This is a genomic window from Geminocystis herdmanii PCC 6308 (assembly GCF_000332235.1).
In the GTDB taxonomy this organism is placed as follows: domain Bacteria; phylum Cyanobacteriota; class Cyanobacteriia; order Cyanobacteriales; family Cyanobacteriaceae; genus Geminocystis; species Geminocystis herdmanii.
The window spans coordinates 2644866-2656662 of record NZ_CM001775.1 but is presented as its reverse complement, the minus strand read 5'-3'; the positions used below and the strand labels follow the sequence as shown (position 1 = coordinate 2656662).

At 30.7% G+C, this 11797-nt stretch carries 21 protein-coding genes; 7 read left to right on the top strand and 14 right to left on the bottom strand.

Going from position 1 to position 11797, the window contains the following annotated elements; genetic code table 11:
• The first annotated feature begins 32 nt into the window (after window positions 1-32).
• On the top strand, window positions 33-530 hold the full coding sequence (locus SYN6308_RS13250) for a YceD family protein (protein WP_017294931.1): 498 nt from the start codon (window positions 33-35) through the stop codon (window positions 528-530).
• Between the two features lie 58 nt (window positions 531-588).
• Here SYN6308_RS13250 and SYN6308_RS13245 read toward each other — a convergent pair whose 3' ends face one another.
• Window positions 589-1062 (bottom strand): phosphoribosyltransferase, encoded by a 474-nt coding sequence (locus SYN6308_RS13245; protein ID WP_017294930.1) that lies wholly within the window; start codon window positions 1060-1062, stop codon window positions 589-591.
• Window positions 1063-1169: 107 nt separating this feature from the next.
• On the opposite strand from SYN6308_RS13245, the gene SYN6308_RS13240 reads away from it, so the two are divergent.
• Window positions 1170-4127, top strand: coding sequence for a UPF0182 family protein (locus tag SYN6308_RS13240; RefSeq protein WP_017294929.1), 2958 nt, complete (start codon window positions 1170-1172; stop codon window positions 4125-4127).
• A 110-nt stretch (window positions 4128-4237) separates the two neighbouring features.
• On the opposite strand, the gene SYN6308_RS13235 is transcribed toward SYN6308_RS13240, so the two are convergent.
• The 6 genes from SYN6308_RS13235 to SYN6308_RS13215 all read right to left on the bottom strand — a co-directional run bounded on the left by SYN6308_RS13235 (window position 4238) and on the right by SYN6308_RS13215 (window position 7202).
• Window positions 4238-5050 carry a DNA-methyltransferase gene (locus SYN6308_RS13235; protein ID WP_017294928.1) on the bottom strand — a complete coding sequence of 271 codons (813 nt, stop codon included), beginning with the start codon at window positions 5048-5050 and terminating at the stop codon, window positions 4238-4240.
• Window positions 5051-5054: 4 nt separating this feature from the next.
• On the bottom strand, window positions 5055-5969 hold the full coding sequence (locus SYN6308_RS13230; RefSeq protein WP_017294927.1) for a HindIII family type II restriction endonuclease: 915 nt from the start codon (window positions 5967-5969) through the stop codon (window positions 5055-5057).
• A gap of 107 nt (window positions 5970-6076) precedes the next feature.
• Window positions 6077-6346: a DUF2442 domain-containing protein gene (locus SYN6308_RS13225; RefSeq protein WP_017294926.1), complete on the bottom strand. Its 270-nt coding sequence runs from the start codon at window positions 6344-6346 to the stop codon at window positions 6077-6079.
• Between the two features lie 11 nt (window positions 6347-6357).
• Window positions 6358-6606, bottom strand: coding sequence for a DUF4160 domain-containing protein (locus SYN6308_RS13220; RefSeq protein WP_026102063.1), 249 nt, complete (start codon window positions 6604-6606; stop codon window positions 6358-6360).
• A gap of 163 nt (window positions 6607-6769) precedes the next feature.
• The gene (locus SYN6308_RS23955; RefSeq protein ID WP_272943063.1) at window positions 6770-6943 is read right to left on the bottom strand and encodes a type II toxin-antitoxin system HicA family toxin; all 174 of its coding nucleotides are present in this window, start codon (window positions 6941-6943) and stop codon (window positions 6770-6772) included.
• Window positions 6944-6995: 52 nt separating this feature from the next.
• Complete coding sequence (locus SYN6308_RS13215; protein WP_017294924.1) at window positions 6996-7202, bottom strand: type II toxin-antitoxin system HicB family antitoxin; 207 nt, start codon at window positions 7200-7202, stop codon at window positions 6996-6998.
• 1 nt (window position 7203) lies between these two features.
• Here SYN6308_RS13215 and SYN6308_RS24915 point away from each other — a divergent pair, with 1 nt between their 5' ends.
• Entirely contained in the window at window positions 7204-7350 is a 147-nt protein-coding gene (locus SYN6308_RS24915) for a hypothetical protein (RefSeq protein ID WP_158412756.1), read from the top strand.
• A 38-nt stretch (window positions 7351-7388) separates the two neighbouring features.
• Here the strand turns inward: SYN6308_RS24915 and SYN6308_RS13210 are convergent, their stop codons facing one another.
• Complete coding sequence (locus tag SYN6308_RS13210; RefSeq protein ID WP_017294923.1) at window positions 7389-7655, bottom strand: type II toxin-antitoxin system RelE family toxin; 267 nt, start codon at window positions 7653-7655, stop codon at window positions 7389-7391.
• Window positions 7656-7657: 2 nt separating this feature from the next.
• Complete coding sequence (locus SYN6308_RS13205; protein WP_017294922.1) at window positions 7658-7870, bottom strand: hypothetical protein; 213 nt, start codon at window positions 7868-7870, stop codon at window positions 7658-7660.
• 174 nt (window positions 7871-8044) lie between these two features.
• On the opposite strand from SYN6308_RS13205, the gene SYN6308_RS13200 reads away from it, so the two are divergent.
• Complete coding sequence (locus SYN6308_RS13200) at window positions 8045-8263, top strand: type II toxin-antitoxin system HicB family antitoxin (RefSeq protein ID WP_017294921.1); 219 nt, start codon at window positions 8045-8047, stop codon at window positions 8261-8263.
• Complete coding sequence (locus SYN6308_RS13195) at window positions 8264-8503, top strand: type II toxin-antitoxin system HicA family toxin (protein ID WP_017294920.1); 240 nt, start codon at window positions 8264-8266, stop codon at window positions 8501-8503. It begins immediately after the preceding gene.
• Window positions 8504-8576: 73 nt separating this feature from the next.
• Here the strand turns inward: SYN6308_RS13195 and SYN6308_RS13190 are convergent, their stop codons facing one another.
• From SYN6308_RS13190 to SYN6308_RS13170, 5 genes are all read right to left on the bottom strand, one after another.
• Window positions 8577-8852 (bottom strand): helix-turn-helix domain-containing protein, encoded by a 276-nt coding sequence (locus SYN6308_RS13190; RefSeq protein ID WP_017294919.1) that lies wholly within the window; start codon window positions 8850-8852, stop codon window positions 8577-8579.
• Window positions 8845-9201 carry a type II toxin-antitoxin system RelE/ParE family toxin gene (locus tag SYN6308_RS13185; protein ID WP_017294918.1) on the bottom strand — a complete coding sequence of 119 codons (357 nt, stop codon included), beginning with the start codon at window positions 9199-9201 and terminating at the stop codon, window positions 8845-8847. Before SYN6308_RS13185 ends, SYN6308_RS13190 begins: the two co-directional genes overlap by 8 nt.
• Before the next feature lie 275 nt (window positions 9202-9476).
• Window positions 9477-9932: a DUF29 domain-containing protein gene (locus SYN6308_RS13180; RefSeq protein WP_017294917.1), complete on the bottom strand. Its 456-nt coding sequence runs from the start codon at window positions 9930-9932 to the stop codon at window positions 9477-9479.
• A gap of 110 nt (window positions 9933-10042) precedes the next feature.
• Window positions 10043-10288, bottom strand: coding sequence for a DUF4926 domain-containing protein (locus SYN6308_RS13175; protein ID WP_015220813.1), 246 nt, complete (start codon window positions 10286-10288; stop codon window positions 10043-10045).
• Between the two features lie 21 nt (window positions 10289-10309).
• Entirely contained in the window at window positions 10310-10642 is a 333-nt protein-coding gene (locus SYN6308_RS13170; protein WP_017294916.1) for a DUF6883 domain-containing protein, read from the bottom strand.
• Between the two features lie 526 nt (window positions 10643-11168).
• On the opposite strand from SYN6308_RS13170, the gene SYN6308_RS13165 reads away from it, so the two are divergent.
• Window positions 11169-11387, top strand: a complete 219-nt coding sequence (locus SYN6308_RS13165; protein ID WP_017294915.1) for a type II toxin-antitoxin system HicB family antitoxin — start codon at window positions 11169-11171, stop codon at window positions 11385-11387.
• Window positions 11388-11624, top strand: coding sequence for a type II toxin-antitoxin system HicA family toxin (locus SYN6308_RS13160; protein WP_017294914.1), 237 nt, complete (start codon window positions 11388-11390; stop codon window positions 11622-11624). It abuts the gene before it with no gap.
• Window positions 11625-11797: the final 173 nt, after the last annotated feature.

The window sequence follows — 11797 nt, the reverse complement described above, 5'->3', positions numbered from 1 at the left end:
ATGTTAGCTTCACTGATGTTGTCAGGTTTATTATGGAAAAAATTTATATTCCTCGATTGTTAAAAATGCCTGAGCAAAAAGAGGAAATAGCTTTAAATCATCAAATTTCAGGTTTGGATAGCCTTACTCCTGTGAGGGGTTTTTTTCAGGTTGCCCATCGGGGGAATTTTTTAGAGTTGCAGTTACAAGCTCATACTATTTTAACGTTAACCTGCGATCGATGTTTACAAAGTTTTAATCATCGTTTGGAGGTGGATACTTCGGAAATTATTTTATTGAAAGAAGAAGAACCTCTATTAAGTTATCCTTTAGAAAGAGAAATTATTAGCGAAGATTTATCGGAAACCTTACCTCCAGATGGTGAGTTGATTATGGATGAATGGATTTATGAGCAATTATCCTTAGCTATGCCGTTGCGCATTCTTTGTGGTAATGATTGTCAACCCCCAGCCATTGAGTCTCAACAACATAGTACCATTAAGGACGATCGTTGGTCTAGTTTAGTTAGTTTATTGAATCAGAATAATTAACAACAAGTAGTGAGTAAAAAGTAATTTGAAAATGTCCCCTAATCCCCCAATCCCCTATCTAATCCCCTACTTCAAAGGGTTGTTGAATCCAATAATCCGAAGGGGTGATACTGTGACAATAGTCGGCTTGAAATTGACTATGAAATTTTTGCCATATCACGGCGGTATCAACTTCCACTCCCCAAGTATTTTCTAACATTTCTTTTGTCTTTATCATAGTAACTCCTGTATCTAACAAATCATCCACTAACAAAACTTTTTGCACTGGGGGGATAATATAAGATAAGTTTCCTAATGATAACTTTCCTTGTTGATTATCTTGAGTATAACTTTGAGTCACAATCACAGACAAAGGCAATTTTAGCCTTCTCGAAAGATAATCCCCTAAATAAAATCCTCCCCTCGCAATGGCTATTATCTGAGAATAGGATTTTTGATGATGAATAATGTCGATAGCGACAATCTCACAATATTCTCTAAATTCCTGCCAAGAAAATTTTAGTTGTTTTTGGTTTTTGTCTATTTTTGTCATTATTTAAAAGTTTTATATATTGTGTTAACTTATCTTCAATCTATACCTTAATGAGTATGATCAAGGTTAAAATATTTATAGTTTGATGTCTATTATAGGAGGCACTAATGACTGTCACAGAAAAAGTTCGATCGAACTCAAAAATTAATTATTTAAAATATTTTTTTATCCTTCTATTATCATTAATTTTAGCTTATACAATTATTTTAATTATTTGTAAAATTGAGGTTAATATTTTATGGTTTCAAGAAGTTAATTATTTAAAAACTTTTTGGAAATTTTCTCTAACTAAAGTATTTTTATGGTTAGGAACTTTTATTATTTCTTTTTCTTTTTTATGGTTTAATTTATCGATCGCTCAAAAACAAAAACGACAACAAAATAATTTTATTAGTGCAGATAAAATACTTAAAAATAAAGAGTATGCTCAATCACCTGAGTTAAAATTAAAATATTTACTTCCCATTATTATTAGTTTTTCTCTGTTAATTAGTATTAGTATTATTTACTATACCAAAATTATTAGTAAGGTTTATTATGTCTCTTTAGATTTACCAAATTTAAAACCAACTATTCCGAAAACTTTTTTAATTAGCAATATTCAAGAGATAGTTAATAATGTTTTTAGTGAAGGTTTTCCATTAATTTTAATGGTTATTTTTATTACTTTATTAATCTTAAAAACAAGATTATGGTTAATCGTTATTGCTTTTTATTATAGTGGATTATTTGCTTTTATTTTAGCGGGTTACTGGGGAAAATTTTTACAATATTTTAATAGTATTCCTTTTAATGTTCAAGATCCAATTTTTAATAAAGATTTAAGTTTTTATATTTTTCAAATACCTTTTTTACAAATAATCGTCTCATTATTACAAGGTTTACTAATATATTCGATCGTCTCTGTAACTTTAACTTATTTACTATCAAATAAAAGTTTATCTGAGGGAAAATTTAAAGGTTTTTCGAGAGATCAATTAAAACATTTATACGGTTTAGCAGGATTATTAATGATCATTTTAGCAGTGATTCATTGGTTAAATCGTTATCTACTTTTACTCTCGGCTGATGGAGTAGTTTATGGTGCAGGTTATACCGATATAAATATTAGTTTGCCTAGGGAAACTCTTGCTAGTATTTATGCTTTACTTATGGCGATATGGTTATTTTATAAATCTTTCACCGGTTCAAGTAGCAAAAATAGATATAATTTAAAACAAACAAATAAAGGGTTAATCTCTCTTTCAACTTTCCCTTTTATTCTTTACGCAGTCTTATATTCTTTAGGACTTTTATTAGGGGTTTTAGTACAAAATATGATTGTACAACCGAACGAATTAGCTTTAGAAAAACCTTATATTATTCATAATATTGAAGAAACAAGAACCGCTTTTAATTTAGATAAAATTGAGGTTAAAACTTTTAATCCTGAAGGTAATTTAACCTTAGCAGATATTGAAAAAAATTACCTAACTATTAACAATATCCGTCTTTGGGATACTCGTCCTATTTTACAGGCAAATCGTCAATTACAACAAATTCGTCCTTATTATGTGTTTTATGATGCTGACATCGATCGATATAATATCACCACGGAAAAGAATCTCAATATCAATCAAAATAAACAAGTAATTATTGCTGCTAGAGAATTAGATGCGCAAATGTTACCATCCCAAGCGCAAACTTGGGTAAACCAACACTTAGTTTATACTCACGGCTACGGTTTTACCATGTCTCCTGTGAATCGAGTGGCAGATGGTGGCTTACCTTACTATTTTATTAAAGACATTGGCACAACGCAAGACCCCGGAGAGTTAAACACTTCCTCTCAAGGAGTAAGAAATAGTATTCCTATCTATCGCCCTCGTATTTATTTTGGTCAAGTTACAAATAACTATATCATGACTAACACAAAAGTACCTGAGTTTGATTTTCCTAGCGGAGAAGAAAATGTTTATCATACCTACGATGGAGAAGGAGGAATTTATCTTAATTCCTTTACCCGTAAATTTTTGTTTTCTGTGTATTTGCGAGATTGGCGGATGTTATTAACTAATAACTTTACTCCTGAAACGAGGGTTTTGTTTCGTCGTAATCTGCGAGATAGATTGAAAGCGATCGCACCTTTTTTGTATTACGATCGAGATGCTTATTTAATCGCCGCAAAAGGCAACAATGAAGACTCAAACCATTTATATTGGTTAATTGACGGTTATACAATTTCCGATTATTACCCCTATTCTGATGCAGGAGACAACAATTTTAACTATATTCGCAACTCAGTTAAAGTGTTAATCAACGCCGAAGATGGTGACGTTAACTTTTATATTAGCGATGAAGAAGACCCTATTATCAAAGTCTGGACAAAAATTTTTCCCGAATTGTTTAAACCTTTAAGTGCCATGCCTAGGGATATTAAACAACATATTCGCTATCCCATCGACTTTTTTAACACCCAATCCGAGAGATTGCTAACTTATCACGTTACCGATCCTCAAGTATTATACAACAGGGAAGATCAATGGCAAGTCCCCGAAGAAATTTACGGTAGTGAAATGCTTTCCATGCAACCCTATTATTTAATCATGAAATTGCCCATTGCTACCCAAGAGGAGTTTATCTTATTACATCCTTATACCCCGATTTCTCGCCCGAATTTGATTGCATGGTTAGCGGCTCGATCGGACGATGAAAACTATGGTAAGCTGTTATTGTATCAGTTTCCTAAGCAAAGATTAGTCTATGGTCCTGATCAAATAGAAGCATTGATCAATCAAGACCCTATTATATCAGGTCAAATCTCCTTATGGGATCGTCAAGGTTCAAAAGCCATACAAGGACATTTATTAGTGATACCCATAGAAGAATCCTTATTATATGTAGAGCCAGTATATCTCGAAGCGGATAAAAATAGTGTACCCACCTTAGCGAGAGTCATCGTGGTTTATGAGAATAAAATCGTCATGGCACAAACCCTAAAACAAGCCTTAGACAACATTTTCGGTGGACAAAAAATAGATGAATCTCCTATTATTCGTTTTCTGGAAAATTCTTCTATTAATTAGTACAATAAAATGTCAAAATATCGAACTCCTTTAACCATATCAACATTACAACCTAAGCTCGATCGAACCTTAAACCATTTCAACATTACTTTATACTTATATCGTGAAATTTAATCTAAAGTGAGACTTAGTTGTAATTTGGAATTATTAATTCTTTCCTTTGCTAAATTGCAGTATTCTTCGCTAATATCGATACCTATATAAAATCGATCGAATTGATAAGCAGACTTGCAAGTAGTACCACTGCCACACATAGGATCAAGCACAATATCGCTTTTATTTGTCCAAGATAGTATGTGATCTCTTGCTAAAGCACAAGGAAAAGGTGCAGGATGTCCTTTTGCTTCTTGATCTTCCGCTTTTTTACCTACTACATATTGCCAAATATTACCTTTTATTTTCTCTTTTTGCACTGGGTTAGCTAATTTTTCCCTTTTTTGTTCACCCTTAGAATAGTTTTTATAAGTCGTACCATTCAATTCTAATCCAGCGTGTAAACATTCTACCTTAATCGGATTATGAGTTTTAACTTCACCTTTGCTAAATACAAACATATATTCAAAGACATTATTATATCTTTTTCGATAAATTTGAGGGATAGGATTTTGTTTTTGAAAAATCATCGTATCATGGAGATTAAAACCAATTTCTTTAAAAAAAAGTGCCTGTTTAAAACTTGTTCCTGTTTCACTTTTATTAATAGTTGCATCGCCACAAACCCACACCAAAACACCGCCTTCTTTTGTTATTCTAAATAATTCTTGAGCAATTTTTTCAAAGGGAAAAATATAACCGTTATAACTCCTTAAATTATCATAGGGAGGAGAAGTTAAAGTCATATCAATGGAATTTGAATCAAAATTTTTCATTATTTCAACACAATTTCCTTGAATAATTTGGTTAAGATATTTGGTGATATTCATAATTTTATTGAATAGAAAATAAACCGTTTTCTTTAATGGATTCTATTGTTTTTATTCGACTATCAATTCTATTAATTTTAATTAATTCTTTGAGAGCTTCTTCATGACTCAATTTCATAATTTTTTCTCTTTCCGAAGCAAGAAAATATAATGCTTCCTCTTTTGCAATTTTAGTTGATTCTATCACCACTTGTTTTTCTAATTGCCATAATTCTTGAATTTTATCTGAAAAATTTAATATAGTTTTATTGACAGCTAACCAATAGTCCACAGCATTTTTAGATGGATTTAACGCTGGTATAACTTTAAAAATTTCTTCCAAAAGATTCTCAATCACTAACTTATTTTCTTTGAGAGAAAAATTTAATAAAAGCGTTAAGTGAGAATAAGTAAAAATACAAACATTTCGAGTAATTGCTTGTTGATAAATTTGACTGGAACGATTAGGTAATTGATAGATAGGACAAACAACCATAGCATAAGGTTTTCCTCTTTTCCAATTATCCATTGCTTGTATTTTAAAATCTTTCTGATTTTTAGCAGTTCGACTTAATCGAAAAGCCTTTGCATCAGCAATAAAATTAAAATTTTTACCGAATATTTCGACATCAGCACTATCACTTCTTTCTGCAAAAACTATACTTTTAAATCCCAGTGATTCATAAGTTAAAGATAACAGAATATCTGTATATTTTGAGTATAATTTTTCTTCTGTTGAGTCATGACTATAAGACTCTGGAATATGACCACAAAGTCTTAAATGAGCCATTAAATTATCGATTCCTTTTTCCTCTATTTCATGTTTTAATTCATCTTCTATATTTTTTGCCTCATCAGCAAAATTTCCTCTATAGTTTTTAATTTTATTTATCCCATTCTTTCTATTTTCAATAGCTTTTTGATCAATTATATTAATCATTTAATTTTACTTAATTATTAATTTTGTTGGTGGACAAGATTTATTCACCTTTTTATTTATAAGTAGTTTACTTCAAATCAACGATCGAACCCTCAACCACATAAACATTACGACCTAAGCACGATCGAACTTATTGCTATACTATTTTCAAATAATTCTGACTCAGCTAAATCGAGGTTATCATCCCAATAAATACCGTAACCATTTTCATCAACTTTTACTTGCTTAAAAAAATTATAATCAGTTAACTTGTCAAAAGGAGATAAATTAATTAACTTTGACACATTGTATAATTTCTGTTCTCCATTTTCAAATAAAATTTCTAATTTTAGAGAAGAAATAGCTTTAACTTTAATTACTTTTGGATATTTTTTCATGGCATATTAATTTATTCTAATGGAGGCAATTTTTTAAAATCTTGACTATTCCATATTTCTATTAAATCTTTTTGATACATTTTTGCCCACTCTAAAACCAAAGATTGTGCCTTTTTTGGTAAATCTCCTTCAATTATTTCTAAAGTATTAATATTAATCAAGGCATTATATTCACCATAAATAGCATGAAAATGAGGCGGATTATGATCCAAAAAGAACATTTTGATAATTATTCCATAAAATCTCGAAATAACTGGCATTTTCTTTTATGTTGTTGACTAATTAATTGATTCATTGATTATACCTTATCAAGCACGGTCACCTACGCTGTGCCTTAGGCATCGCACCCTTCCCCAAAAAACGATCGAACCTTTAACCACATCAACATTACTTTATAAGAACGATCGCACTCTCTTAACTATCTCAATAAAATTTAATACCTGACTGTTTTTCAATGGCTTTTAATGTGCCAATAGGAATTATTTTTCCTTGATGAATAGGTACAATAGCTGTTCTTTGCGTAATATAATTGAATAATTTTAGATGAGAAACCGTTTGCGAAATTTCAATAAAACCGTTCTTTTTTAGTTGCTTAATGATTTCTTTGGATGTTAAATGAGGAGATTTAGAAGAAATTTTTGATAGTTTTTTAAACTAAAATTTCGATACGATTATGAATATCAGTATTAGATGAAATTTCGGGTATTGGTTCTAAAAGTAATTGAATTGCATCTTTTAGGTTTTCGATAGCTTCTTCTTTGGTATCTCCACAGGAAGAAATATAGTTTAATTCAGGACAAGTAGCTGAATAAGATTGTGCTTCTTCATCCCATTCTAATATTGCTTTAACAATCATTATGATTTATCTTGATTATTTTGTCTCTATATTAACTTATTTTAGCGATCGAACCCTACATCCTCCTTCAACGATCGAACCCTTAACCATATCAACATTACTTCATCAGCTCGATCGAACCGTCAACCACATAAACATTACGACCTAAGCACGATCGAACTCATCTAAATTAGAACAATTAAGTAGTTATGGAAAGTATTTATAAATATCTTTGCGATGAAGAAATCTGGTGAAAATAATTGTATCTTCTTGTATCTCTAAACCTATTCTATAATCTCTGATTTTGATACGGTAGAAATTATTATATCCTGTTAGTTTTTTTACATTTTTAACTTGATTGAATAATTCTGCTTTTTTACATTCTAATATCACAGATTTTATTTGTTCAGACAGTTTTCTATCTTTGATTTTTTGTAAATCTTTAGCAAAAGCTGATTCAAATTTGACTTTCATCTCTAATTATTTTCTAACAATAAAAATATATCTTCTTCAGCAACAAAATCATTTTTTCTTCCTTCTTGAATAGCATTTTTTAAACCAATTTCTTCTATAACCTCTAAAAAAAGCTCATGAAAATCATCTTTTTTTGTTTCCATCAGTTCGATCAAAACTTCTTTTAATAATTCTTTGATTTTTGCTTCTGATAAATCTATCGTTTTGTTAATCATAATTAAAAATTATTGTTCTAAATATATATTAAATCTATTCAATTATACCTTATCAGGTACGATCGAACCTCCAACCACATCAATATCATTTTTTCTCTTTCCAATGAAACAGAATATAATAGGGAATTAGTTAGAGCCAATTGGTTAAATATTATTAATAATTAATAATGTACTATGAAAAATATTAAATTTATAGTTGAAAAGCATGATGATGGATATATTGCTTATCCTTTAGGTATTCAAGGGGTTGTAGTGGGAGAGGGAGAAACCAATGAAGAAGCCCTCAATGACGCTAAATCGGCTCTTAATTTTCATATCGAAACTTTTGGTATATCGGTTTTAGAGACAGAATCACCTGTTTTAGATGCTTCAATTGTGGAGGCAACTTTTTAGATGGCAAAGTTTCCCATCGACGCACCAAAAAGTAAAATTATTAAAACATTGGAAAAATTAGGTTTTAAGATTGTTAGAGAAAGAGAACATATTGCGATGATTAGGGAAAATGAAAATGGTACAACAACACCATTAACCCTACCCAATCACAAGAAAATTAAAGCATCGACACTCAGAAGTATTTGTAATCAGGCTAGTATTTCTAGGGAAGATTTTTTATCGTCTTATTACGAACAATAATGAGATAACAACGATCGAACCCTTAACCACATCAACATTATGTCAGAAGCACGATCGAACCTTTAGCTATATTTTATTTTAGTTGAATAACTAATTCTTTCCCTAAAATTTGGGCATATTTTTCTAAAATAGACATACTAATATCTTGTAAATCATTTTCTATTTGATTAATAATTAACTGACTTAAATTTAATTTTTGTGCTAATTCCTCTTGTGAAATTCCTGATTCTTCCCTAGTTTTCGCCAACATATAACCTAGTTTAAATTTTGCATATCCAGAATCAAATCCTTCTGCAAATTCTGGATCTGTTATTATTCTTTTATTAATATATTTATCTAAATCATTCATTAATTTTACTCCTTTTTAGATAATCTTTTTTTCTGTTTTCTGCTAGTTTAATTTCTTGAGATGGTGTTTTTTGGGTTTTCTTGATAAAACCATTAGTAAGAATAATTAAATTATTGTCTTGAAAAAATCCTAATAAACGAAAAATATTATTATCTAATTGTATTCTAATTTCCCAAATATTATCAGTATTTACTAACTTTTTAAAATACTTAATGGGTATCGATTCTAATTCCGTAACCAATTTTAACACCCAAATAACTTTTTGAGCTTGTTTTGCCGAAAGAGAATCCAAAAAATCTTCTATAGGACAATTCCCCGAAGATGTACGATAGAAAATTATTTGTCTCATAGTTGATAGAAAAGGTATTAAACTAAATTAATTTTACGGCAAAAAGTTCGATCGAACCTTCCCCCCACCAGACGCCCGAACCCTTCAACCACATCAACATTATGACCTAAGCACGATCGAACCTTCAACCATATCAATATTATTTCAGAAGCAAGATCGAACCCTCAACCATATCAACATTACTTCAAAAGAACGATCGAACCCTACACATTCCCCCTAGGATCACACTTTCTGCCACCTTATACAATACAAGCTCTGATCTTTGGTAATTAAGATTAAATTAAATAATTTTGGTCTAAAATTTGTTCTAAAGTATAAGGGCAAGTATCGGGAAATTTTACAGAATATTTAGTCTTTTGTTTAACAAATCTTAAAGCATCTTGATAAATTGACTCTAAGTTTTCTGTCAAATAATTACTTAAATTGGTTGTTAAATCCCGTTTAATTTGAGAACGAAAACCAATTACTTCTGTTTTCCAGTGATTAGAATTATCCTCAAATTCTATTGTCCAATATTGCAATAACAAAAGATGTCTAATAATTTGTTCTGTTAAACTTGCTACTTTTGATTTATCTCGACGTGCCAAACTTTCTAACTCCTCAATTAAATTTTCTAAATCTAACTCATTAAAACGTTTCTCCCGTAATAATTTTATTGTTTCTTCTAACCAGCAATGCTCATCAGTTTCATAAATGTTTTTTAAGTTTGTTGTTAATAATGTATTTACCATAAAATTATCAATGTGAATATACTTTATTCTATTATAAGCAAGGAGTTTTAAAAATCTCTGATTAATCTTACGACCTAAGAACGATCGAACCTTCAACCACATCAACATTACTAAGCAACCTCAGCTAAAAGTCTTACAGTCGGTATATCTGATTTAGTCGGTTGACGAAAATAACTCATAGGTAGCGTCACAACCGCTCTTGTATTTCCTAACAAATCAAAAAATTCTACACTGTAACCAGTTTCTAAACCACTAACATTATGTATATCTACCACTGTCCCAATATCACCTGCAAATAAACCATCTTCGACTATATCTTTTAATAAAATTACATCAGAATAAAGAGCAAAATTCATACTATTTAAAACCTCCAATTTTTATTCAGGAATCATCGTAATTAATCGAGGAATTTCTGTACCTTTGTCAATTTGCCATACACTTTTCATCAATAAGGGCTTGTGAATAGGAGTAAGTATTTCTGATATTATTTCGTATCTTATGCCATAGGATGTTTCTTTGATTATAGAAACTTCTGCATTGAGATGAAACTTGCGAATATCTGACTCTAATTGTTGCCAATTTTCAGGAGAATAACCATAATTAAGCAACATTTTTGCTTTTGAACCTCCCCTTTTGTGATTGATATTCAATAAATAATCTACTATTTTAGATTTTTCAATGATGGCGAGATCGAAATTAGGAATCTGCATTATACTTCACTCCCAATTATTTTCATTATTTTATTATATCTCATCAGCACGATCGAACCTTTAACTATCTCAATATTACTCCATAAGTACGATCGAACCCTTTAACCACATCAACATTACCTCATAAGCACGATCGAACCCTTTAACCACATCAACATTACCTCATAAGCACGATCGAACCCTTTAACCACATCAACATTACCTCATAAGCACGATCGAACCCTCAACCAATCAACATTACTCTATAAGTACGATCGAACCCTCAACCAATCAACATTACTTTATAAGCACGATCGAACCCTCAACCATACCAACATTACCTTATAAGCTCGATCGAACCCTCAACCAATCAACATTACTTTATAAGCACGATCAAACCTCCTTAACCAAATTAACCTTACATCATAAGCACGATCAAACCTCCAATCACATCAATATCATTTTTTCTCTTTCCAATGAAACAGAATATAATAGGGAATTAGTTAGAGCCAATTGGTTAAATATTATTAATAATTAATAATGTCCTATGAAAAATATTAAATTTATAGTTGAAAAGCATGATGATGGCTATATTGCTTATCCTTTAGGTATTCAAGGGGTTGTCGTGGGAGAGGGAGAAACCAGTGAAGAAGCGCTTAATGATGCTAAATCGGCTCTTAATTTTCATATCGAAACTTTTGGCATCTCTGTTTTAGAGACAGAATCGCCTATTTTAGATGCTTCAATTGTGGAGGCAAGTTTTTAGATGGCAAAGTTTCCCATTGACGCACCAAAAAGTAAAGTTATTAAAACATTGGAAAAATTAGGTTTTAAGATTGTTAGAGAAAGAGAACATATTGCCATGATTAGGAAAAATGAAAATGGTACAACAACACCATTAACCCTACCCAATCACAAAAAAATTAAAGCATCGACACTCAGAAGTATTTGTACTCAGGCGAATATTTCTAGGGAAGATTTTTTATCATTTTATTATGAATAAGAATGAAATAACTTTAGTATCCTCAGATCATAAGTACGATCGAACTCCCCCCACCAAACGATCGAACCTCCTCAACCAAATCAATATTACTTCATAAGTACGATCGAACTCCCCCCCAAAGACGATCGAACCCTCAACCAATCAACATTACTCGATAAGTACGATCGAACCCT